This window comes from Arcicella gelida, assembly GCF_034931025.1.
In the GTDB taxonomy this organism is placed as follows: Bacteria; Bacteroidota; Bacteroidia; order Cytophagales; family Spirosomataceae; genus Arcicella; species Arcicella gelida.
The window spans coordinates 25,438-49,176 of the sequence record NZ_JAYGIL010000039.1 but is presented as its reverse complement, the minus strand read 5'-3'; the positions used below and the strand labels follow the sequence as shown (position 1 = coordinate 49,176).

The 23,739-nt window shown below is 31.1% G+C and carries 20 protein-coding genes and 3 pseudogenes; 12 read left to right on the top strand and 11 right to left on the bottom strand.

Features of this window, described 5'->3' with window-relative positions; translation table 11 throughout:
- The first annotated feature begins 16 nt into the window (after positions 1–16).
- The 5 genes from VB776_RS21940 to VB776_RS21920 all read left to right on the top strand — a co-directional run bounded on the left by VB776_RS21940 (position 17) and on the right by VB776_RS21920 (position 5,903).
- The gene (locus VB776_RS21940; RefSeq protein WP_323699016.1) at positions 17–790 is read left to right on the top strand and encodes a hypothetical protein; all 774 of its coding nucleotides are present in this window, start codon (positions 17–19) and stop codon (positions 788–790) included.
- Positions 791–884: 94 nt separating this feature from the next.
- Positions 885–2,222 (top strand): toll/interleukin-1 receptor domain-containing protein, encoded by a 1,338-nt coding sequence (locus tag VB776_RS21935; RefSeq protein WP_323699015.1) that lies wholly within the window; start codon positions 885–887, stop codon positions 2,220–2,222.
- Between the two features lie 103 nt (positions 2,223–2,325).
- Positions 2,326–3,849 carry an argonaute/piwi family protein gene (locus VB776_RS21930; RefSeq protein ID WP_323699014.1) on the top strand — a complete coding sequence of 508 codons (1,524 nt, stop codon included), beginning with the start codon at positions 2,326–2,328 and terminating at the stop codon, positions 3,847–3,849.
- A gap of 857 nt (positions 3,850–4,706) precedes the next feature.
- Positions 4,707–5,441, top strand: coding sequence for a transposase (locus tag VB776_RS21925; RefSeq protein WP_323699013.1), 735 nt, complete (start codon positions 4,707–4,709; stop codon positions 5,439–5,441).
- An 18-nt stretch (positions 5,442–5,459) separates the two neighbouring features.
- Entirely contained in the window at positions 5,460–5,903 is a 444-nt protein-coding gene (locus VB776_RS21920) for a hypothetical protein (protein WP_323699012.1), read from the top strand.
- Between the two features lie 533 nt (positions 5,904–6,436).
- Here the strand turns inward: VB776_RS21920 and VB776_RS21915 are convergent.
- From VB776_RS21915 to VB776_RS21895, 5 genes are all read right to left on the bottom strand, one after another.
- Positions 6,437–7,726 (bottom strand): TIR domain-containing protein, encoded by a 1,290-nt coding sequence (locus VB776_RS21915; RefSeq protein ID WP_323699011.1) that lies wholly within the window; start codon positions 7,724–7,726, stop codon positions 6,437–6,439.
- A gap of 3 nt (positions 7,727–7,729) precedes the next feature.
- Entirely contained in the window at positions 7,730–7,891 is a 162-nt protein-coding gene (locus VB776_RS21910) for a hypothetical protein (protein ID WP_323699010.1), read from the bottom strand.
- A gap of 362 nt (positions 7,892–8,253) precedes the next feature.
- Complete coding sequence (locus VB776_RS21905; protein ID WP_323699009.1) at positions 8,254–9,291, bottom strand: ISAs1 family transposase; 1,038 nt, start codon at positions 9,289–9,291, stop codon at positions 8,254–8,256.
- Between the two features lie 61 nt (positions 9,292–9,352).
- Positions 9,353–9,544 (bottom strand): hypothetical protein, encoded by a 192-nt coding sequence (locus VB776_RS21900; RefSeq protein ID WP_323699008.1) that lies wholly within the window; start codon positions 9,542–9,544, stop codon positions 9,353–9,355.
- Between the two features lie 22 nt (positions 9,545–9,566).
- On the bottom strand, positions 9,567–10,724 hold the full coding sequence (locus VB776_RS21895) for a patatin-like phospholipase family protein (protein ID WP_323699007.1): 1,158 nt from the start codon (positions 10,722–10,724) through the stop codon (positions 9,567–9,569).
- A gap of 133 nt (positions 10,725–10,857) precedes the next feature.
- Here VB776_RS21895 and VB776_RS24610 point away from each other — a divergent pair.
- Positions 10,858–11,191, top strand: a pseudogene (locus tag VB776_RS24610) (IS982 family transposase); the annotation flags it as partial.
- A gap of 89 nt (positions 11,192–11,280) precedes the next feature.
- Here the strand turns inward: VB776_RS24610 and VB776_RS21890 are convergent.
- Together VB776_RS21890 and VB776_RS21885 are read right to left on the bottom strand one after the other, a co-directional pair.
- A complete protein-coding gene (locus VB776_RS21890) occupies positions 11,281–11,796 on the bottom strand; it encodes a transposase (protein ID WP_323699006.1) in 516 nt (171 codons plus the stop codon).
- 39 nt (positions 11,797–11,835) lie between these two features.
- Positions 11,836–12,048: a transposase gene (locus tag VB776_RS21885; RefSeq protein ID WP_323699022.1), complete on the bottom strand. Its 213-nt coding sequence runs from the start codon at positions 12,046–12,048 to the stop codon at positions 11,836–11,838.
- Between the two features lie 130 nt (positions 12,049–12,178).
- Here VB776_RS21885 and VB776_RS21880 point away from each other — a divergent pair.
- Positions 12,179–12,667, top strand: a pseudogene (locus VB776_RS21880) (IS982 family transposase); the annotation flags it as partial.
- A gap of 53 nt (positions 12,668–12,720) precedes the next feature.
- Here the strand turns inward: VB776_RS21880 and VB776_RS24605 are convergent.
- From VB776_RS24605 to VB776_RS21865, 4 genes and pseudogenes are all read right to left on the bottom strand, one after another.
- A complete protein-coding gene (locus VB776_RS24605; protein WP_407653865.1) occupies positions 12,721–12,948 on the bottom strand; it encodes a transposase in 228 nt (75 codons plus the stop codon).
- On the bottom strand, positions 12,839–13,285 hold the full coding sequence (locus tag VB776_RS21875) for a transposase (RefSeq protein WP_323699005.1): 447 nt from the start codon (positions 13,283–13,285) through the stop codon (positions 12,839–12,841). The genes VB776_RS24605 and VB776_RS21875 overlap by 110 nt, the downstream gene beginning before the upstream one ends.
- Before the next feature lie 62 nt (positions 13,286–13,347).
- Positions 13,348–13,782, bottom strand: a complete 435-nt coding sequence (locus VB776_RS21870) for a helix-turn-helix domain-containing protein (protein ID WP_323699004.1) — start codon at positions 13,780–13,782, stop codon at positions 13,348–13,350.
- Positions 13,783–13,929: 147 nt separating this feature from the next.
- Positions 13,930–15,201, bottom strand: a pseudogene (locus VB776_RS21865) (IS256 family transposase).
- Between the two features lie 366 nt (positions 15,202–15,567).
- Here VB776_RS21865 and VB776_RS21860 point away from each other — a divergent pair.
- From VB776_RS21860 to VB776_RS21840, 5 genes are read left to right on the top strand one after another with little or no spacing between them, the layout of a single operon-like run.
- Positions 15,568–18,177 (top strand): hypothetical protein, encoded by a 2,610-nt coding sequence (locus VB776_RS21860; protein ID WP_323699003.1) that lies wholly within the window; start codon positions 15,568–15,570, stop codon positions 18,175–18,177.
- Positions 18,174–19,388 carry a hypothetical protein gene (locus VB776_RS21855; protein ID WP_323699002.1) on the top strand — a complete coding sequence of 405 codons (1,215 nt, stop codon included), beginning with the start codon at positions 18,174–18,176 and terminating at the stop codon, positions 19,386–19,388. Before VB776_RS21860 ends, VB776_RS21855 begins: the two co-directional genes overlap by 4 nt.
- The gene (locus VB776_RS21850) at positions 19,385–20,071 is read left to right on the top strand and encodes a hypothetical protein (protein WP_323699001.1); all 687 of its coding nucleotides are present in this window, start codon (positions 19,385–19,387) and stop codon (positions 20,069–20,071) included. The genes VB776_RS21855 and VB776_RS21850 overlap by 4 nt, the downstream gene beginning before the upstream one ends.
- Before the next feature lie 4 nt (positions 20,072–20,075).
- Positions 20,076–21,278, top strand: a complete 1,203-nt coding sequence (locus VB776_RS21845; RefSeq protein WP_323699000.1) for a hypothetical protein — start codon at positions 20,076–20,078, stop codon at positions 21,276–21,278.
- A 1-nt stretch (position 21,279) separates the two neighbouring features.
- Entirely contained in the window at positions 21,280–23,739 is a 2,460-nt protein-coding gene (locus VB776_RS21840; RefSeq protein WP_323698999.1) for a hypothetical protein, read from the top strand.

The following is a 23,739-nucleotide window of genomic DNA, read 5'->3' as shown; positions in this document are numbered from 1 at the left end:
TTAATTGAGCATAAAAATGGCAAAGAAAAGCTTTAGTAATGATTTATTAAGAGATTTGCATAGCGAATCACTGTTAACAGATATTGTCCCACAGGTAGAAGAATCGACAACTCTTTCAGCTTTGAACACAATTGAACTAGATAGGTTGTCATTATGTGAGTCTGTTATAGAGAAGGGTTTAAATACCTTTATTGAGGTTGGAAATGCTCTTTTTGAAATTAGAAATAATAAATTATACAGAGATAAATTTACAACATTTGAAAGCTATTGCCGAGATAGATGGAATCTAAAAAGACAAAGAGCTTATGAATTAATGGATGCAGCAGCTGTCGTAAATACTTTGTCGGAAATTTCCGACAAAAATGAGCAAGATAGTCAAGTGTCAATTATTGTTCCTACAAAAGAATCTCATGCTGCCGCTTTGAGTAAAGTTCCAGAAGAATTTAGAAGTCAAGTGTGGGAAAAGGCATTAGAGAAAAATCAATCGTCTGGTAAAGTAATTACCGCAAGGATGATTGATAATATTGCAAAGGAACTAGGTAATATTGCTATAGAGGTATCGCCCGATGTTGAAGAAAGAAATAGCTTAGTAAAACAAATGCGAGAAAAAGTGAAGAAAGCAAAACTAGACCAAATTGTAGTTGAAATTAAAGGAGAGTTTTTGATAGAAAATGATTTAGTTTCAGTTTGGCAATCCCTAAATCAAGATTCTTCTGAAATAACTGAAACATACAAAGCATATATTTCTTTGGGTCAAGCGGAAGAATTGGGTTTGATACGTAAAGCATAGACAAAGAGCCATTCTTTGTCTATGATGAATAATTAAATGCTTATTCATCAATAATTTATCATCTACTACAAGTTAATTAAAAACTAAAAACAACTTGAAAACAAAGATATTCATAAGTCATGCATCTCCTAGTGAGAATGATTTTACAAAATGGTTAGCTTTAAAACTAATAGCACTAGGCTACGATATATGGTGTGATTTACTTTTTCTTGAAAAAGGGATAGATTTTTGGAAAATTATCGAAAAAGAAATTAGGGTGAATACGGTCAAATTTTTAGTTGTAGTTTCTGAAAGTTCCAACAAAAAGGAGGGTGTGTTAAATGAGTTAGCAACCGCGAATAAAGTAAAAAGAGAATTATGTGATGATACTTTTATTATTCCTTTGATTATTGATGAGAATTTACGCAATGACGATCTGAATATCGAATTAGTAAGATTGAGTAATATTGATTTTCGTAAATCTTGGGCAAAAGGACTTCAAGATTTAATAGAATCATTAGAAAAAACAAAAGTGCCTAAAAAATCACCAGATCCAAGCAAAAGCAATCAACTTTATCAACAGATTTTTCTTCACAATAAAAAGAAAATTGAACGAGAAGAAATTTATGATTCGAATTGGTTCTCAATCATTTCTTTTCCCTCTGAATTACGATTTCATTACTTTGAGAATTTAATGCCTAAAAACTATGATATACGTCAATTGTCATTCCCTGCAATACGCTATAAGCAATATGTTTGTACGTTCGCATGGGAGTATGATTTTATGGAGCAACTGCCTAAGACAGAACTTTATAATAATAAGTATTCAATCAAAATGTCAGTGGAAGATGTTTTATCAGGACAATACAATACAGAATTTATAAACAACCTTGAGTGTCAAAGGTTAATTGTTCAGTTGGTAAATAAGGCATTTGAAAATACAATGCACGAAAGTAAGTTACAGATTTATCAAATGTCTAACAAATTTGGTTATTGGTTCCCAAAAGGAGAACTTGACAAAGATAAGTACAATAAAATTCAATTAGTGGGAAAACAAAGAGATAAAAATTGGCATTTTGGTATCTCGGGAGCTGGAAAATTATATCCCTTTCCTGTACTTATGATTTCATCCCATATATTCTTTACAGAGGATGGTAGAAAATTAATCGAATCAAAAAGCATTCAACATTCTGCACGTAGAAAACAAGGGAAAAACTGGTGGAATGATGATTGGCGTAATAAAATAAACGCATTTATAAAATATTTAGCAAATAATGAAGATTCATTTAGTCTTGAAGTAGGAAGTGAAGAAAAAATAATAATTTCAAGTGCGTCTGTGGAATTCATATCAGAAGTAACTTATAATATTCCCGAAAAAAATACATTACTAGATGAGGTTGAACTAGCTGATTTAAATATGCTTGATTATGCAGAAGATGATTTAAGTAGTTAAGTAAACGTTTAAATTACATCACCTATTTGTGTTATTTAGGTGAGAAAATGATATTTACATACAAAAAACATCCATGTCATTCCTTAAATAAGGGTCAATACGAATGAAAAAATTAATTTTTATAGAAGAACCCAATATCTTATTTGCCTATGGTCAAAAATGTGTTGATGCCAGGGATGGTCTCACATTATTTGGCCCGCTAAATAAGATTTATGGAATTAAAAGTGGCGTAATTTCGACTCAAAATGGGTTACAAATATTTAAGAATTATATTCAACATATACAGAAACCGATCTTCAATGCTAATAACATAACACGTCCAATGTTTCCTGGATTCGAGGCAGTATTTGGTTGTAAATGGGAGCAGGAAAGTATTGTTTATAAAGAGGTGAAAAATGAAGAAATAGGCAAAATGCTTTATAATGAGAGCACTCATAAAAGAACCTATGACTTAGTAACATTATTCCTTGATAAAATAGTTACAGCGAATAAAAATGAAGATGAAAAGGTAGATGTTTGGTTTGTAATAGTTCCTGAGGAAATATACAAATATTGCCGACCAAACTCTATTTTACCTAAAGAACTAGTAGAGACAAGAGCAAAAATAAGCAAATCGAAGGCAAAAAACTATAATTATCAACCATCATTTTTTGATGATTATGATAAAGATTTGAAACAACGTGAAGAAGAAGCAAAGACTTATCATTATGATGCTCAATTCCATGACCAATTAAAAGCCAGATTACTTCAATATACTATTCCAACGCAAATTATCAGAGAAAGCACTTTAGCATGGCGTGACGTTAAAAATAAATTTGGAATGCCAGTGCGTGATTTTTCAAAAATTGAAGGGCATTTAGCTTGGACAATTTCTACTGCTGCTTTTTATAAAGCTGGCGGTAAACCTTGGAAACTATCTGATATTAGAAGTGGCGTATGTTATCTAGGTTTAGTTTACAAAAAAATAGATACGAGTAATAATCCTAAGAATGCTTGTTGTGCAGCTCAAATGTTTCTTGATAATGGAGATGGCACAGTCTTCAAAGGAGAAGTTGGTCCTTGGTATAACCCAGATAATAGAGAATTCCATTTAAAGCCCAAAGAAGCAAAAACATTATTAAGTCAAGCATTATTATCATATCGTGAACAAAATGGAGAAAACCCTAAAGAAATTTTCATACATGCTAAAACGAAATTTAATAAAACTGAATGGGAGGCTTTTCAAGAGGTTGTCCCGTCAGAAACAAATCTTGTAGGAATAACTATTACAAAGACAAAACCGTTAAAATTATTCAAAAAAGAAGGAAGTTATCCAATTATGAGAGGAAATGCTTTTGTTGTAAATGAAAAAAGTGCTTTCCTTTGGACTGTTGGTTATGTACCCAAAACAGAATCAGCTTTATCAATGGAAGTTCCTAATCCAATTTTTATAGAAATTAATAAAGGGAAAGCGGATATAGAACAGGTCTTAAAAGATATCTTATCTTTAACAAAACTTAATTTTAATGCCTGTATCTATGCAGACGGAGAACCTGTAACACTACGATTTGCGGATAAAATAGGGGAAATTCTAACTGCAAGTCTGGATATAAAAGCTCCACCTCTTGCATTTAAATATTATATATAAGTGCTTATGCTTTTATATAAAAAAATGAAGCAATTGTTTTCTATTTTGCAAAAGATTCTTTTTCAAAAATAGAAGTCTTTACAAAAAACAATATTTTACTGATTAACAATAGTCTAATAATTTACATCCACACAATAATATTTGTTCTGTTTTTTTGCAAAGAATTATTCTTTTTCGGAATAATTTCCAAGGATATATATAATGGATATTCTATACCCCATACACATAATCATTTTGTAATCATACTCATTATGATATTGCTCTAAAGTATTATTATCTACAAATTATCTTCTTTCTGTTAATCTTCTTGACAAAGAAGATTTGTCGCAAATACTACGTTTAAGCATGGAGAACTTATGAGTAATTTAGACATCCTAAAGCCAGAAGAAATAAAGGCATTTGAAAATCGTCCAGTGTTTCATTTCAACAACAAAAGGTATTTTTTGATATTTCGTGTTGGTTAAATATAAAATTGAGAGGTTTGGACTCAACTACAAATTAAATTGGATTTCTTCTTCAATTAGGATATTTAGAACCTGTGGACGATTCTTTAAATTGGGTATTTTTAGTCAAGCTGGCGTAGCCTAAAAGTCAGATTGGAACGTATTGATTTAACCAATTATTACTTAGCTTCAATTAATTCTGACAAAGGTACTGTGGGCTCAAAACCACGACTTCCGACTGATAAATGTGGGATAATCCACTTCTCTATTGTATTTTTACTTAGGCTTCCCTTTAATCTTGTAAATATTTAATAATCAACACATTGCTAATAAAATAACCCCGAAAAAGTGTCAATACTGGCAATTTTCGGGGTTTTTCTGTATTTTGTTTCTGCTAGAAAACCTTAAATACTGATGCAATATACACTGTTTGATTTCGATTCTCCAAATTTCTCAAAATGGTACTTATTCAAGAATATAACTATTCTTGGAAAAATTCACCAAACTATTGATTGGGATTCTCTTGAAAAGCTTTTACCCAATAAAACTAAAGTTTGTGGAGCACCTTCGTGGTTGCCAGCCAAAGGTCTTTTTGCTCTCATGTTCTTAAAACATTATACATGTCTGAGTGATGAAAAGTTGTTGGAGCAATTTCACACGAACTGGGCAATGCAAATGTTCTGTGGGGTTTTACTTGCTGATAATGAAAGGATTAAAGATAATTCTTTTGTTTCAAGGGTAAGGTCTTATTTGGGAAACCATTTATATTTGAATCTATTCCAAAGTGTGATGATTAATAGTTGGGAAGCTGAAATTCCTGATAAAAATGTGCTATTGATGGACGCTACCTGTTATGAAGTTTATCTTCGAATTCCTACCGACGTGAAGTTACTTTGGGAATCTTGTACATGGCTGTGGGAGAAACAGATTCCTGCTTTATGCACAAGCAATAAAATCAAATTACCGAGGTCTAAATACAAAGACCAAAAGATAAAACAGTTGACTTACAGCAAACTTAGAAAGAAGATTCATCGAAAGACCTACTCCAGAAAGCGTTCACTTTTAAAGCTACTAAATAAAGGTATTTTAACACTCAATGAACTCTTAGAAAAAGTTAAATCTAAGGGATTTTCAGGAAAGGATTCATAATTATTTCAAACTATTAAAGTGGTTTATGAGCAACAAAAACATCTTTTTGAAGTGCCTAGAGCAAAGGTTAATGACCGTATTGTAAGTATCTATAAGCCTTATATTCGCCCTATTGTTAGAGGCAAAGAAAATAAACCAGTAGAGTATGGTATCAAGGTTCACATCAATCAAGTTGGCGGAATTAACATCATTGAACATGCAAGCTACAATGCTTTCAATGAATGCAAGAGATTGAAAGATAGTGTAGTAAGGCATAAAAAAATGATTGGAGAATGTTCTCATGTAGCAGCCGATGGAATTTATCCCACCAATGAGAATCGTACATTTTTAAGAGAAGAAGGGATACAACATAATTTTTGTAGAAAAGGTAGAGGGAAAGATGACAAGGAAACCAAGCAAATGAAAGGCATTCTCAATAAAGAACGGAGTACACGTCTAGAGTCGGACCGCCGATGCGGGTAGTTTTGGCACTGAAAAAGAGCATTATCTTTTACGCAAAATAAAGGCAAGGAGTCAAAAGACAGAACTCATCTGGCTATATTTCGGCGTATATATAGCCAATACTGTTAGGATTAGCAATCGAAGGCAAGAAAACATTCAGCAAGCTCAGAAACTAGCAGCCTAACAATAAATATTAGAGGACTATAAATAACCACTCAATGAGCTGGTATGATAAAACGTTGACCAGTTTTTGCAGAAAATCAAGACTAAAATCAAAAATCAAACAAAATTGTATTTTTTAAATAAGTCACCGTAAGTGAAATGAAAAATCCACCCAGAATATGAGTGGATTTTATTCTAAATCAATATCGAAAAACAATTTTCAAGGGAAGCCTACTTAACATTCCCTCTAGGCGATATTTTATGATTCGATACCACAAAATTCGCACTTAGTTGGGAATGTTTTGCATTTGTTTAAACAGCTTCAATATTTACACATTCCGGAATAACTTGTTACCAATGATTGACGCATACCGACAATGAAGAATCAATACTTAAATCAACAGATGCTTAAAGGGATCCAATACTACATACCTTTCCTCATCATTGGCTTGCAACTTATCTAGTAAGTTCAAGGCTTGATTTTTTGTTGATTCATGACTGCCAAATGATTTTGGTTCAATGAGAATTGCTTCAGCATACATTTCACCCGCTTCTCTATACTGTTTTTTTATTAACATTACTTCTGCTACCGTAGCGGTCTTCCAATAATCATTTGGAATTGGCGAAGTGCCAACAATTTTTTGAACTTTATCTGCATATTCGTATGCTCTTGCAACATCTGAATCAGTGCCAATTAGTAAACTTTTTGTAGCAGCATTGATTCCTGTATAAGAATCATCTGGAGATTTTTCAAAAGCATTGGCATAAAGTTTACGTGATTGCTTTAGATCATTTATATCATTGCTAGCAATATAACGATCCATCCATGTCCTAGCATAAATACCCAAAGATTCAGGATCTAAATGGTTAAGATCATTTAGAGTCCCCAATATTTCCTGTGCATCTTCAATATCTTTTCCTATTCTCCTGCGAGCTAATGCCAAAGCTTTTAACTGTTTTGGTCTTAATGATTTGGGGAATTTCTTTTCAAGTTCTTCAAGCATATTTATAGCTTCAGTGTATTTTTTTAGACTAATCAACCCATTGGCTGTTTTACATCCCAAAGCTGCAGATGTTTCCCAAGGAAGTCCACCTTGCCCAAATAATTCTATCAATCTTTCCCATCTACCATTTCTTGTAGATGCATTTACTTGAGCAAATGCCATTTCGGAAGACTCATCAAGTTCATTCGAAAACTTAATAGCCTCAGGACTCAAAGGTAATCCTACAATTGCATGAAGAAGCCTTATAAGATCACCTCCATTGGGTCCATCAGGATATGCTGTAAAATCGACGAAGATTCTATTGTTCGCAAAAAAGGGTATATTAACATGATTTATCCGCACGGGTATAAAATAGAAATCTTTATCCTTAGTGGCTTTTGTCTCTAAAACAAAATATTCCTTTTTAACCCAATCTGAATCCCGAGCCTCATTTGACCAAATCAGAATGCCAGCTTGACTTTTTTCAAGGGCATCTTCCAGCTTATCAATTAAAATATCACCAGGTTTAATAACATATTGATCTAAGAAAACCTTATGCCCCAATTCAATTAGAATATCATAAAGATTCAAAACCCAAGCTCTATTTATTGAACGATAAGATAGGAATACATTCCATGAATTGTTATTTAGAAGTGGACTTGGCTTTGGTGAAAATTTCAAAAGATCTGGATGTATCATAGTTTATATTAAATTATTAATGTCAATGATTTTTATCTTTGCTCCTTTATCTTCAGCAATTTTTATCATATGTTCGGTGTCTCCATTCCCATCTCCTCCTTTATAATCCCACAAAGCAATAAGTGTCATACTTTTTCCTTCAACTTCTAGTGAATGTTCTAACATCCTTAGGTTTGTCACAGCCCATATATTATTCTTGGCACTATATCTTTTCTCTACAGGTAGTATATGAACAGGTAGCTTTTTAAATAACTTATTAAAACGATTGTCCCATAACTTCCCCTCAAATGAAACAGATTGTTTTTTATATTCTTCAACTGGTAAAGCAAGATATATTTCAGTGCTAATTCCTATTTCCTCACATAGTTCATGGAAAAGTATGTCACCACCACAAGAACGGCATTCCTATAAAAATTTAATTGCCTTTAAAAACTGGACTAATTCATCAAATTTGTCAGCAAAATCATCTAATTGAGCTTTTTTGTTTGAATATTTAGAATGGTTTAATATTCCACATGCTAATGTTCTCAAACCAGCGATTGAACGTGATAAATTGTTTTTTTTGACTTTAAATCATCTTCTGCAAATGTTACATCTCTTATATGATTATTGACCTCAACTGCCCAATGTCCTCTAACGGCATGGCATAATTCTACATATTTATCATTTTGATTAGAAATATAATAGCTTGTTTGGATGTGCTTTTTTTGAGTCTTGACTTTTGTAATATCCCTTTTAACTGCTATCAGAGTACTAATTTTACAATTTTTCCACCGCTCGTGTTTTTGTTCTCTGGAAATATCATACACATTGTATTCTCTTTTTTCGATACGACCATGTTGAGCTTTTATACTTCCATCCAAGTGGGAGTCGGCTTGGATCAAATTGAAAGTTGGTTTTGAGAATCTAATCAGATCAAGACACTCACTTAATAACTCTCTTTGATTTTCTTTCAAACCAACCAAGTAAATTCCACCCGACTCATTAATGGGTTCAAGTGTATGAGGTTTACAGTGCAAGGCATCCATACTTATTTTTTGCCCTTCCAAATTATTATCTTTCAAAATATTACGTACTGTCATGACTTCACTGTCCTTTCGTCCACTATAATAATCTTGACTTTGAACGGTTCTATCCTTGTGAGTAACTGCTAGAACGATTGATTCTCCTCTGGTATGCCCCATTTCAATACTTCCCTTTAAATCCTTGCCATCAAGGGCAAACCATTGACGTTCTTGCTCAGATAGAATAACACCAAAATTAGCAAATAATATACCCTCAAATGTCTTCAAACACACATTCTCTAAAACGTTGGGAAGTTGAGAACGGGATATTGGACTATGATTAGAATAGTTTATTGACCTTAATATTCGAGTATTGTGATTAACAATATAGCGATGAATACTTGATAAATTCCCGTCTCTGTTGCTCAAAATAGCCATCGTTACACCCAACAATACTACTCGAAGTTCATGACGTAAACCTCTCGTATCTCGTAAATCTAATCCTTCAACATTTTGTAATTGGTCAAAAAAACTCTTATTTTGTTCTTGGCAAGGTAGCATCTGTGTTCTTTTTTATGTCAGAACTACAAAAGTAATGCAGGCTTTCCTTGCCTTTTCATTTTTATAAGAAAACCCTTCCACCACAAGCACCTCCTGCAATTCCGATCAATAAATTATTTATTTTTGTTTTTTCTTCAACTAATTGCTTACGAAGTTCAGCCCTTACTGCTGTTTCTTTACTTGCAGGGAAACAAGGCTTTTGTCTTTCCTTTTCGTCAATCATGTGACCAGTGAATAGAATCGTGTGGTTCATGTTCCTAATTTTTAGGTGAGAATTATTGTATAAAATATTTAAAATGTTCTTTAACTTTAACTTGATTAGTGCCCACAGCTTTTCCAACTGTTCTTAATTGTTGAATATATTTTACAGAATCCATTTCTCGGACCTCATCTGAATCAATGTGACTAAGTCCTATTTCTTTCAATCCTCTTACACTTAAGTCAGCATTATACCGAACATAAAGAAAGTGCTTGTTTGCATCAGTATCCATACTAAGTGGTTGACCATTGGAGTCAAGAGGAATCATATCACTTAGTTCACTATCTATATGTGCTCCATAAATGCAACGACCAACTGTTCGGCAATTTATATCCTGATCTACTTGCATTGCGTACATAAGATTAGTGGGTAATTCTTTCAATGTATCTAATAAGTTGTTGTATACTCCTACAGAAGGTGCTGAACCAGTACCAACTGAAACTATCAATAAATTCTTCTCCCCTGTTTTCCAATTAAGGCCATAGGACGCTTGAGTAGCCATTCTATATAATAGAAAAGATGGATTATTATAGGGTGTTACTCCTCCATCAACAAAAACGAATGTTTTTTCAGGGTCATTGAGATCCCATTGCAATGTTTCTGGCCGGAAATAGGCAGGTGCCGCTGTGCTTGCACGAACGAGTTGATAAAGTGGTATTTTTAAATTGCAATCTGGTCTGTCAGTCTTATTGTATTTCGCATTTGGATTATTACTAATTGGCCATGGAGAATCTGTCGTTCGATTCATAGTTACTACTAATAGTAAGGTCTTAAACCTATTCGTTGCAATATTAATATCTCCTTTACCGAATGTATTTTTTAGCTCTTTCAATAAAGGACCATCATTATAAAAATGTTTTACTCTTTTTAATAAAAATGTTTTATCAAACATTGCCTCGCCTTTGTCCTCATAAAATTTGAGAAGTTCATTAACAGACATGCCCAAAGATAGTCCGGCTGCTATTATGGCACCAGTGCTTGTTCCTCCTATATAATCGAAGTAGTCACTTAATCTAAAACTCTCATCCTTTTTCAATTCAGCTTTAAGTTGATTTTCTATTTCCAAAAGAATTTCCAAAGTAAGAACTCCTCGAATACCACCTCCATCAAGCGAAAGAATTTTACGTGGTTGTATTTTTTCGTAGCGATGTGCTAATGAACCCCAATTTGCCATTTTTCAATTTTATTTTAAGCTTTATTCCTATTATTTAACATCATTATACCCGTTGTGCATTTTGGTTTATGTGATTAAAAGTTGTGCAAACTGCTAAAAAGCAGTATATTGTAGTTACGACACACCAATACAAATGCACAACTTTACAGCAAATTACGAGAAAATTCTAGAAGTTTTATACAGTTTTTCCGAGGAAAAATTGTTACCCTATCAACGACGGAATCCTAAATTAAAGGATATTGAGGTGATTAGTCTTTGTCTTACGTATTGACAGTGAGAATCATCTATTTAGGCTTTTGCCTGATTTCTTGAAAGCCAAGATTGAACGTAGTGTCTATAATCGTAGAAAGCTTAGACTGTTTCCATATCTGGAAGCACTAAGGCAAAGGCTATCGGATTGTTTTAATGAATTTGAAGATTGTTTCATTGTCGATAGTATGCCCTTAGAAATATGTAAACTATCACGTTGAAGCTGTTTAAACTTTTATTTTTTTATTGATTTTTCGTAATAAAATGACTGAGAATGCCATAAAATGTAGGCATATCCAGTTTTGAGCTAAGAATTCAAATCTGATTGCGACGCACAGTCTAAAAGAGCCTTAAAGCCATCAATCCAAGCATTGCTTCGCTCAATTACATATCGTCCCTTATAAAGTTCTTCGTCAAAAACAGTTGTCCCAATTACAGGTAAGGTTTCTTCTCGTTTATTTCTTGCATTTGGTTTTATATTGGCAATAACACCCTCTCCACAACAAGCTTCTTTTAACTCTTTTGAGTCAAAACCTCCATCAGCATTTAAAAATAGTCCATCTAACCTTACATCTGCTTCATTTAGCATATCACATAACTCTTTAAATAGACTACTTATTTCATGTAAATCATGATGGTTACCCGCTTGAGGAGTACTCATTGACAGCACAATTCCTTGATTATCAGTCAAAAATAAGGCATTAGTTGTTTTGCATGATTTTCTACCTTGATAAGCAACAGACTCTCCTCCATTCTTTGCAGGTGTATGATAGCCATCTAATGAAAGGCTTGATAAATCAAGATATTGTCGATTTTCTTTCAATAAATTGATGAAAACTTTCCTCCAACAACCTGCTCGATTTCATTTTTGAAAGCGATAATAGACACTATTCCAAGACAGAATAGTTCCTCTAAAGAACTCTTTTGTCGGTAACTCCCTCCATTGACAACCTGTTTTAAGACGATAAAAAATAGCTTCCACTAATTCAACTAAAGGTACTGTAGGTTCAAAACCACGGCTTCCGACGGATAAATGTGGGATAATCCACTTCTCTATTGTATTTTTACTCAGCATTCCCATTAGGTGATATTTTATGATTAGACACCACAAAATTCTCACTTATTTGGGAATGTTTTTCATTTGTTTAAACAGCTTCGTTGTTCAAGAAGCAAAATCTGTAAAGAATCATCTATTAGTTAGTTATCCCAATAAAGGACATTGTGCGGCTCAGTCAAAACATTATTATGGCTATAAATTACATGCTGTATGTTCGTTGAGAGGAGTAGTTAAAAGCTTTGATATGACTCCTGCTTCTATACATGACATACATTATCTAAAAGATGTTAAAGACCAGCTTAAAGACTGTACACTACTGGCGGACAAAGGGTATTTATCTTCTGAGCAACAGCTTAACCTCTTTGAGATCTGTCGGATAAGGCTTGAAGTGCCCATGAGAAAGAATCAACACAAATATAAACGATAGCCTTATATCTTTAGAAAATCGAGAAAAAGAATAGAAACACTCTTCTCTCAGCTATGCGACCAATTTATGATACAGAGAAACTATGCAAAATCCATTGAAGGCTATAAAACAAGAATCCTATCAAAGATAACGACAGTAACTATAGTGCAGTATATCAACAAATTTATCTTTGATAGGAATATTAATAATATCAAAATCAGAATTTGTTAAAATGCACAACGGGTAGATATAATAATCTTTAATAAGTATTGGTAAAGAATTAATTAACAATAATTTGTGAATTTGATATTCAGATTAATTCCGATGTTTTTCAAACAATTTATTGTTGCATATCTTAGATTATCGAAAGAAATATAATCTTCGGGTTTTATCCAACGAGCTTTAAGTTCTTTCCATATTCTTTCGATAATGCGGAACGCCGCCCGATTTAGATGTGGGGAATATGGAGGTAAGAAAAAAATGTACAAACCTCTTTTTTGCCAAAACTTCATACGTTCCGCTTCGGCGGTCCGATTTGACTTTCTGAGCAATATGGATACGAGCATTGTCTAAAACTATGACGGTTGGTTTGATAATTGTGAATGAGAAACTATCTATAAACTCAACAATAAAGTCAGCGTTTATAGTTTGCAAGCTAGTTTTCGAGAAAAATTCATTTTTTCTCGAAATAATACCAAAACAATTTATTTGTTGTCCATGGGAGGCTGAAATAGATACATTTTCATTTCTTGCTTGCCAACCATAAGTGACATAAGCCAATTCGTTTGCACCTGTTTCATCACCATAAAATAGATTAATATTGCCTAATTCAGACTGATTTTCGAGCAAACGTAACTGCTCTTTCTTAATAATTAGTAAGTCATCATTGGGTTTACCTTTGGGACTAACTCTTATTGGTTTGTATCGCCAGCCAAACTTTTTAAAAAGTTTTTTAAGGTTTTAGTCGTAAAAGTCTTATTAAGTTCTTTTTCTAAAATGACTTTGGCATTAGCTAATTTCTGACGTTCTTGTCTAACAATAGTTTGGATTAGTGCAGCCTCTGTTTGGCTATCAAAGATTGGCTTACGACCTTGACCCTCAGCATTTTTCAGGCATGATAGCCCTACTTTTACATACATATTTTTATACGCCTTTATCCAAGTATTTACTTGATTTTGACTCTTTATTCCAATTATTTCACAAATCAACGATGTTTTACAGGATTTTGATTTTAGTAATATCATTTGACAGCGTTGCCGTATTACATGGTTAGAATTGTGTTTGATTTCTTCTTCGAGTTCTCTTACTTGCTCAGTAGTTAAGATTATATCTAATACCCTGCCCATTATTCTTGTTAGTTTATTGGGCAAAATTACAGAAATAGTGTTAAATAAATTTTTCTTATTACTTATAAGAAATTGATTATCAATAAAAAATAAGGGAGTGTTCACTGAACTGTGTCATTTGATTTATTGAGTTAGGGGGCTAGCCCCCTAACTCAATAAATCAACTTGTGAAATTCTGTCTTCAAATGTAATGATTAGTTCTGCACGCATTTCTCTCCAGTTCTTAATTTTTGCATTCCAAACCTTATCCATGTTCTGAATTGCCAAATAGGCTAATTTCAAAAGAGCATTATCAGAAGCAAAAGCTCCTTTACTCTTGGTGATTTTTCTAATTTGTCTATGATAGCCTTCTATGGTATTAGTCGACTGGGCGTCCCCGTATATGATTTTTCTGATTGCTGGGGAGTATTGAAAATAGGTAGAGATATTCTCCCAATTATTCGTCCAAGTTTCAACTGCTTTGGGATATAATTTGCCCCACTTTTCTGCTAAAGTACCTAAATGTTGTTCTGCCATATTAAGATTCTCTGCTTTGTAAACAAGCTGTAAATCCTTTACAAATTCTCTTAAATGCTTATCATAGACAAAGCGGGTAGAGTAACGGATTTGGTGAACTACACAAAGTTGTATCTGTGTTTTAGGGAATACCGCTTCAATGGCTTGTGGAAAACCCTTGAGTCCATCAACACAACTGATTAAAATATCCTCAACTCCTCTTGCTTTAAAGTCAGTTAATACTGACAGCCAAAATTTAGTGCGGGGACGCCCAGTCCCTCTGTTTCAGCTAAATATATCCCTAATACTTCTTTTTTACCGTCTAAACCTAAGCCTATTACACTATACATGGCTCTGGATGATACCTTACCGTCAATACGGACTTTGTAAAACATCGCATCCATCCAGACTACTGCATAAACCCTTGAAAGAGGTCTGGATTGCCATTCTTGAAGGCGTGGAATTACTCTATCAGTGATGTTTGAGAGTTCTCCTACTGAAAGATGATATCCATAAAGTTCTTCCAGTTGCTCATTGATAGAGGAATAACTCATTCCATGTGAGACGGGGACGCCAAGTCATAGAGATAATCTGACGCTCTAAAGTATCTGTTAAGACTAACTGTCGCTTTCCTACGACTTGGGGGCTAAAACTACCGTCTCGGTCACGTGGGGCTTCTAGTTCAAAGCTACCTCTATTACTCTTAATAGTCTTCTTTGATAAACCATTTTTACGGTTTTTAATTCCCTCAGCCTTGTTAGCATTCAGGTGATTATCCAATTCTCCTTGTAAAGCACTTTCTAAAAAATGCTTCAACATGGGAGCAAAAATACCATTCTCTCCAGTGAGAGGTTTGCCAGAATAAAGACCTTTTATCGCTTCTTGCTTAAAAGTCTCAAAATCAAAATTGTCAGGAGTCTCCATAAATAAATTGTGTCTGAGTAAAAGTAAAAAAATAAACTTAATTTTAAACTGACACAGTTGGATGAACAGACTCAAAACAACTTGTTAAATTTTTTAGTTTTTTTTAAGAAATACTCTGTTTTTTAGTTAAAAACATTTGAATATTTGTTTTTTTTTATTTACTTGCTTTCATTAAAGCAATAGATTTTACTTTTGATAAAACATATATTTTAATCTAAGTATAAATTGCTGTGTGCACTTAGTTATTTCTTCTTAATGTTGTGTCATTAAAGACACTTTATACAGTTTTTTGATTCCTATTTATAATTCCAATGTTCTCTTAATGACTTAGACGCTAATTGATTAAGTAAAAAAACAGATGCCTAAATGAAGAAATATCTATTATTATTCGCTTTATTATTATGTATTCTCGCATCATCCATTCATTTCTCTGATAATTATAACTTTTTTACAATTACTGGCTTTACAACTAAAAACAAAGAGTTAACTATTGGTAAGAATGATAATATTATCTTCAAGAACTTAGACACCAATCAAATTAAGATTAGATTTATTGTAAATTCTGCATTATTTTATTTTAAAAGCCCAACATATATTAAAATAAATGGCAAAAACATCAATAAACATCCATTTAATAAAAATTCAAATATTCAAATTGATGGTAAAAATATAGATTGTAATATCATTATAGAAAACCTAAAAACTCTTAAAGACAAATGGGAGTATGAGTATTATCCACTTCACCTAACTATACCTCAAAATTTACAAAATGAGCAATCTGAAAACCTTAAAACTGTATTTTATTGGGCAAAGGGTAAATCTGATCCTGAAATCATTATACTTGATAAAGAGGTACTGTTAACTAGCAGTGGAAGTCAGTTTTCAGCTTTAAAAGAATTTGTTCAATCAGATATAAGTAAAGGTTTCAAAATCGAATTCTTTGAGCCCAAAAGTAAAAAGATTGTTGATGGAAATGAAATTCGTACTATTGTAGATATTAAAGCTATTAGAACAGAGTGGAATGCTAATCACATTTTTATTAAACCTATATTAAAAGATAAGAGTTATCAAGTTTTATTTTCTCACCTACTTTCTTTTGGAATAGGTGACAAGACAGTATCAGACATCGAAAATATAAATGTAATAAAAGGCGTTTTTATTAAACAAAATGAAAGTGTTCCTGATGCCAGATCCTATTATTTTGATAACTTTTCAAATATCTTTAACGGACTTTTACTCAAAGCAACACAATTCCAAAATCAAATCCAATTTAGTTATTTTAATGCAACGACAAAAAACCTTTCTTCTTTTAAATCAAGGCAAACTGATATAATACCTCGTGAAATTGAGATATGGGATTCAACAGAGACTACAAAACTACATTTAACATACAATTACATTAATTGGCTATTTTTACTTGTTCCTTTTATTGGGCTTTGGATTGTTTGTGGAGTAGTATTTGGAACCTATTATAATACTATACGTCGTGAACAACTAAATGAATTCGGTGGACATAGTATTCATCAGGATGATAGTGTTTACAAAAAAAACTACTTGAATATAATAACAGTAGTAGTAATCTTTTTACATTTTAAACTGTTTATTGCCCTCAAATTATCCTTTACCTATCCTTATATTAGTCATTTTCTCCCAATTTCTTTGTTTTTGGCATATACTACTCCATTTATTATAGTATATATATGGGTGCAACAAACGTATATGCCTAAGTTTCATATATCATGGCTCCTTTTAATACCAGTAATGGTAATTTTAATATTCTTTTTTTACTACTATTACTATCCTTATATTTTGGCTTATGATTTTAATCTTTTAAATCCTTTTGATTATCTTAAAAATGATTTAGTAAGGCAAAAACTATTCCAATGCATTGAATTTAGTGTGCTAGCTATTGTGTTGATACTTCTAGCTACAATTTTCAAAAAGAAGACAAAGGGAGTGATTAGCAAATTAGAATTGGCTTCATTAATTCAACATGCGATACCTCTGACTATTGTATTTCTATGTTTCCTCCCAATTCTTTGGAGGAAATTTACTCCACTTATAATGGTTAGTATTTTCTTTATGTTAATTAATAAAGAATTTATTATGTCTCAATTGCCTGTAAGGATTAATGAAAAAATTAGATCACGTTTCTATTTTGGTATCTTACTATTTTTTGTTGGCTTTAATTTTTATATTGATAATGGTTCACTTACAGTGTATTTATGTCCAACTTTACTTCTTGTGTTTATTTACTCAAATAGTTATATAGATAAAATAATAAAATATAACTCAATACTACAAAATTCCTTTTTCAAACTTATTATTTTGTTGATTCCTGTACTGCTCTTAGCTGGTGTTACAATATTTTATACTAGAACTTTAATGAATCCTTCTCCAAATGATAAACGCTTTAATGAACGAATTAACATTTTTTTTAATCAAGCTAAAGTTGAAGAAGTTGGTTACAGTAACTATGATGAATATTTGGAGTTTATTACTATCATGGAAAACAATTCTGCTGATAATGTAATGTCTTACCCACCATCTCTGCCACAATTAATAAAAGCTAGTGAGCAACTTCAGCCTATTTTCTCTAAAGGCCTATATCCAGTAATAATAAATGATTTAAATCCAATTGTGCTGTTAAGCGTTACCCATCTTTTTGGTCTTTTACTTATATTATTGTGCTATTGGTGTCTGAGCGGAACACTCACACTCAAAATATTAACTGACCATCCTTACAATGCTGTCCAAAGCAAAGGCATCACACCGGGTGGCTTAGTTAGAGTAATTGCATGGCTGATGGTATCAGGCAATGGGTGTTGGTTATTACTTTCCGAATTTGGATTATTACCTTTTACTGGAAGGCTTATCAATGGTTTAGGTATTGATTCTATAAGCGAATATATTGAAACCATCTTGCTTTTTGGTATCATGGGTTATAGACAAAAATCTAAAATTAATGAAAAATGAAAAAAGATAAATTAAATATAGTACAATTTTTTACCACATACATTCTTGAGAATTTACCAGTCATTGTTATTTTATTATTAATTTCATTTCGAGTAAATATCGAGATTCGATTAATAATAGTTGGTTATATTATTAGCAGAATATTCATTAGTTATCAAAAACCACCAGAACTTCTACGATTTCTTGAAAATTTTAGTGAACCCACAAATGGAAATAAAAAGCTAAATATTATAAAATATTTTGTATATGCTATTGAGTTAGGGTTCTTATTTTTGAGTCTTTTAGGAACATACAGAGGTTTAAATAATGTACTGGGTATCAATGAACTTTTTTTTCCTCAAGTGGATTATCTGAGTTTTTTAAATTTCGCTTTTGTTTATTCTATTTTAATTACGTGCACTCTATTTGTGATAACCTATTTTATCATTAAAGGGAAAGATAATCACTATTTTGTTATCGTTTTTATAATAGTAGATATAGCCTGTGTTATGCCATTTAATTATTTGTTTTTTTATGAAAAAATTAAACAGCAATATCAGCTTAATATATATCGTGAAGGTGTAATTGATACAGAAGAAAAGGTAAGTAAAGTATTAGAATCTCATATAAATACAGCTATCAATATAATGAATACAGAGGAGTCAATCAATACTTTTGAATCACAAATTATTGACAATCCCCAAAATAAAAGTGATAGTACTAAAAATAAGAATAATAAAAAGCAGATTAATTTATTAGAAAAAAAAATAGACAAAAAGGATTCAATTTACTTAAAAAAGGAAAAATATATAGAAGCAGGCAATAACCTAACCAAAATAAAATATATCATTACAAAGCATCTCAAATATCAAGCAGATTTTATAGTAATCGATACAAGCCAGATTAGATATGTAGAGAATGTACGAACACTCCTACTCAAAACCATTGAAATTTGTGGACAACCTGACTCACTTACAAATAAAATAAAAACCATTAATGATAACAAAATTGATGCTATAATTGCGATAAAACAAGATATTGCATCAAAGATGGGGTTATCAGAAAGTCCAACAATAAAAGTTAGAATACCTAAAACATCTTTGGACGTATGGAATAATAAAGTAAGTGATATAAGGTGGCTAAGCTTACTATTTAGTATAGTTATAGATCTTTCTCCATTAATATTAGGTGTTTTATTTGCTGTCTTCAAAAAAAGTATAACTAATTCATGAAAACTGTTGAGCTAATTTTTTTTGGTCACAATCCAGATTTCACTAATAATATAGTAGAAAGTCTTTTTGAAGCATTTGAACAAAATAATTTACAAAAATTTGGCTATGTAGAAACAACAAAAATAAATCGTTCGACAAAGGATGTCGTTTTTTATGATGGTAGGCTTAAATTAATTAACTATCGATTAACATATTTTGATATAAATAATATAAATGAAAATTTTTTTGACCAAACGACAAAATGGATCAAAAAATTTGATAATCAACATGTTATATTTATTTTATGTATTGAAAATGAATGGCTTTGTAAAGCTCCAACGATGGAACACCTCAAACTAAGTCAAATATCACAAACAATTGCTTGGAGAGATAAAAAAGTTAAAATAATCATAGATTTTGATGAAAGTATTTTGATTGATTTCTTAGATAAGTTTCCGATGTTAATTGATTCTAAACGAAATCCTTTGCTCGATAAGTTGGCTTATCATCATTTTTTAATAACAAACTTTGGTATTTGTCCAAATCGTTTTCTAAGTGATATCCTAGAAAAATATGGATTCAGATACCCTATTTTGGAATCGACAATAGACCGTAAAAAAAAGAAATATTTACTTTATGATGTTTCGTTGTGGTTTAATGAGCCTATTAACATTTTTTTACTTTTTGAAACGTTAATCAAATAATATTATGAAGTCGAATATTAGCCAAATGCTAAAAAAGATGAATTTCTTTAAGGATGTCCCCCCAAAAAAAATAAAAATAAGTGTAATTGGGCCAACAGCAAGTGGCAAAACGGCACTATTGTACAGTATTTTCAATGAGTTTATAGTTAGATCTGAACTATATAGTCAATTGACATTAAAGACTAAAGTAGAGGAAAAATCATCGGATTTTAACAAAAGCGTGATGTCTTCAAATAATTTAACACCATTAGACTCTAATGAGGAAGCAGCACAAGCCAGATCCAAAGCTGCTCCTAGTACTTCAGGTTCATCAAAGTCCATTTATGAATTTCTGACTCAAATGCAATTAGAGTTTGTAAGAAATAGGTTTAGACCTACAAAAGATTTAGATGATACTGAATCGTATATGGGTATAATTGAAAAAGGTAAAAATGAGATTCCCATCGAAATTTTAAATCTATCAGGTAGCTTCTTTAATATTGATGATAACAATGAAATACAAGAAGAAAGATTAGAAGAATTGATAAAAAAAATCAAAGATAGTACAATAGTAATTATTTGCTATCCGATAGCATACGATGATACTAATAAAATTTTTAGTATAGATAAACAGATATTAAAAGAGGAACAAAAAGTATTTAACCATTTGATATTGACACGCTTAAATAAAGAAATACCAAGGTTAAGGGTAATAACAAAATTTGATACAGTGCTCAAGCAATTATTGACCAGAGAAGGAAATGATAATTTAAGTATTTCAGAAAAATTTAGAGAATTCCTTGAATCATCTGAAACAGAGATGAATAATTATCATCACAGAAATAGTCAAATACATAATATAGAATGTATAAAAATTATTAATGAGCTTTTAAATGATGATTCATGTAAACATAGTATCACACTAGGCGACTCTATAAATTCCAACCAAAAAAGATACGAAAGAAAAATAATGATATCTGGAATAAACAGGTTGGATGGTGGCTTGATGTGGGATGGTGGCGAATATAAAGAAAAAGGCCCTGAAGAGAAGGATAATAAAAATAAATTAAATACCTTAAACTATTTTCCTGGAGTTAAAATTATTTTAGATTGGTTGCTTTTTCATTCAGGTTTACTTGATGAAAAAGAACTTGGTGTTGGATATCGTGAAGATGAAAATTTGATGACAATGAGAGATTTTATAACATGGATTAAAGAAAGTAAATAATATGTATCAGTTTATATATGGAAAATATGATCGCTCATTCGATGATTATAAAATTTTAACATTAAAAAACTCGAATAACGATTGGATAGCTCGCGAAATATTGAGTGCTATTAATGTACATCCTGTGGATCTGGATACTTATAAACAGTTCTATCATTTTCGAGTCAATTTCCCTGACACTCAAGAAATTTTTATTGGTATTTGTACCTATATAAGAGATTATAACCGAGATTCTGAAAATAGGTATATTGATTTTCTACATATACGAGGTGAGTTTAATGAAAAAGAGGAGAAAAACCTTTTTAAAGATCTTTACTTTTGGAAAGCTCCAATTAGTTTCACAAAAGATACTAAATTAGATATTGAAATTCAAAGTCTAATGAAGCCTGAAGATGATCATATTTATCCGATTATAGACTGGTTATTTGAAAATTGGCTGAATAAACGTAAATGTTTCTTACTGGTAAAAAACGATAAAGATTCATTTTTAATAGATGAATTGAAGTTGATAAGTCTTTACGATTTAGCTCAGAATGAACCCGTATTGCATACGCTTTTTTATGTTCTCTCAAATCTGCCTCCAATCTTATCAAATAAGATTATTGCTCAATTTGGTTATGATAACGAATATTCAAATGTTCCACAATATGCACATCTAATAGTAGGGTTCGACAGACTACTTTCAACTACGACTAAGAATTTTCAACGTCCAATAGAATCAAATATTGATTTTTACGAAGATGAGAATAAGCGTAGTATTAATTATAAAAATATCACTTTGTGGAAATATATCATTGAAGAATTACAAAATGATCAAGAGCTATTATCATATATAAGACCCAAAACACTATCAGATAGTATTGATGCGATCAGTAAGAAAGCCTCAGAATTAGCATTCAAAAAAATAATCAACACATTACTTGAGGATATTGGTAAAAGTGATTTTGAAACTCACCTAGCAGATTACAATCAACATATTAAAAATAATTCTTCTAATATGGTTGAAATAATACTTATTAAAACTTATTTTAATAATAATCCTTTATCTAATACTAAATATTATGATAAAATGTATGGGTTTATTAAAAGTGAAGGAATTATAATAAGAATTGAGGATAAATTTCATGATTTACTAAATGAATTAGATGTTAAAACCCTTTCTACATTTAAGCCTATTGCTGATGAATCGGTACAATTTAAAGAAATTTATAATTCAGTAATGGAATCTAAAAAGAGTCTTCCATCTTCTGATAATGATAAATCGGAACAAATTGATATAAAAGATCCTAATAATTCAGTAATGGAATCTAACGAGAGTCTTCCATCTTCTGATAATGATAAATCGGAACAAATTGATATAAAAGATCCTAATAATTCAGTAATGGAATCTAACGAGAGTCTTCCATCTTCTGATAATGATAAACCGGAACAAATTGATATAAAAGATCCTAATAATTCAGTAATGGAATCTAAAAAGAGTCTTCCATCTTCTGATAATGATAAATCGGAACAAATTGATATAAAAGATCCTAATAATTCAGTAATGGAATCTAAAAAGAGTCTTCCATCTTCTAATGATGATAAACTTGATGGAATTGATTTTAAAGAAGAAAAAGGTCTTGATGGTGGATATGACGAAGCTAAAGATAAAATACAATCTAATACTGACAAAAGTAATGTATGGAATGAAATTTTAAACTTCATGTCGATTCCAATTATTTCATGGAAAAAAAGAAAGTATGACAAAAAGAGGAAGAAATTAATAAAAAAATTAAAAGAGGAATATAACTTATTAATAGCCGATTCTAGAATAATTAATGAATTAGAGCAATTTGGGATTTCAAATGAAGAAATAAATATATTTTTGATTAAAGAATTATCAAATATTAAAAAATATGATACAATAAAGGAAAAGTTAGAATCATTTCTTGATAAAATAGATTCAACTACACAAACAGAACAAGCATCTACAGATATTAAAAAACAAGAAATTGAATTTAATATGGATTCAAAAAAATCTTTATCAATAAAACTTTACACTATTACTAATATTATTTTAATTATTCTTATTACATTCTATTTAAATAAAATAATTCCTATTCAGAATAATATTAATAATGATTCTAATTATTTAATCAAGAAGAGAATGTTTCTAAATCCGTTAATAACCAAAGATTTTTTAATGAATTATGAAATTCAAGAACTATTAAAAATGGATTCTATTTCATTAGATTCTATTGCTTATAAAATTCCAAATGGTCTGGTAAGTATTGAAAAAAATGAAAATACAAAAAACTATAATATTTACTTTAATGGTAAGTATATAAAAATAGTTGTTCAGGGTTGCACAGACATAAATAAACAGAATTATCCAAATTATATTTACAGCTTAACTGAGAAGTATATTATATACAATAACCCACTTATGATCAAAGACTCACTTATAATTCCAATTAAGTAA

Bases quoted from the DNA above. Each gene is read 5' to 3' on its own strand.
- VB776_RS21900 (WP_323699008.1), bottom strand. From the start codon at position 9,544: ATGAACCACACGATTCTATTCACTGGTCACATGATTGACGAAAAGGAA.
- VB776_RS21925 (WP_323699013.1), top strand. From the start codon at position 4,707: ATGCAATATACACTGTTTGATTTCGATTCTCCAAATTTCTCAAAATGG.
- VB776_RS21840 (WP_323698999.1), top strand. From the start codon at position 21,280: ATGTATCAGTTTATATATGGAAAATATGATCGCTCATTCGATGATTAT.
- VB776_RS21870 (WP_323699004.1), bottom strand. From the start codon at position 13,782: ATGGGCAGGGTATTAGATATAATCTTAACTACTGAGCAAGTAAGAGAA.
- VB776_RS21850 (WP_323699001.1), top strand. From the start codon at position 19,385: ATGAAAACTGTTGAGCTAATTTTTTTTGGTCACAATCCAGATTTCACT.
- VB776_RS21895 (WP_323699007.1), bottom strand. From the start codon at position 10,724: ATGGCAAATTGGGGTTCATTAGCACATCGCTACGAAAAAATACAACCA.
- VB776_RS21940 (WP_323699016.1), top strand. From the start codon at position 17: ATGGCAAAGAAAAGCTTTAGTAATGATTTATTAAGAGATTTGCATAGC.
- VB776_RS21855 (WP_323699002.1), top strand. From the start codon at position 18,174: ATGAAAAAAGATAAATTAAATATAGTACAATTTTTTACCACATACATT.
- VB776_RS21930 (WP_323699014.1), top strand. From the start codon at position 2,326: ATGAAAAAATTAATTTTTATAGAAGAACCCAATATCTTATTTGCCTAT.
- VB776_RS21915 (WP_323699011.1), bottom strand. From the start codon at position 7,726: ATGATACATCCAGATCTTTTGAAATTTTCACCAAAGCCAAGTCCACTT.
- VB776_RS21910 (WP_323699010.1), bottom strand. From the start codon at position 7,891: ATGTTAGAACATTCACTAGAAGTTGAAGGAAAAAGTATGACACTTATT.
- VB776_RS21860 (WP_323699003.1), top strand. From the start codon at position 15,568: ATGAAGAAATATCTATTATTATTCGCTTTATTATTATGTATTCTCGCA.
- VB776_RS21905 (WP_323699009.1), bottom strand. From the start codon at position 9,291: ATGCTACCTTGCCAAGAACAAAATAAGAGTTTTTTTGACCAATTACAA.
- VB776_RS21885 (WP_323699022.1), bottom strand. From the start codon at position 12,048: ATGCTGAGTAAAAATACAATAGAGAAGTGGATTATCCCACATTTATCC.
- VB776_RS24605 (WP_407653865.1), bottom strand. From the start codon at position 12,948: ATGAAGTTTTGGCAAAAAAGAGGTTTGTACATTTTTTTCTTACCTCCA.
- VB776_RS21845 (WP_323699000.1), top strand. From the start codon at position 20,076: ATGAAGTCGAATATTAGCCAAATGCTAAAAAAGATGAATTTCTTTAAG.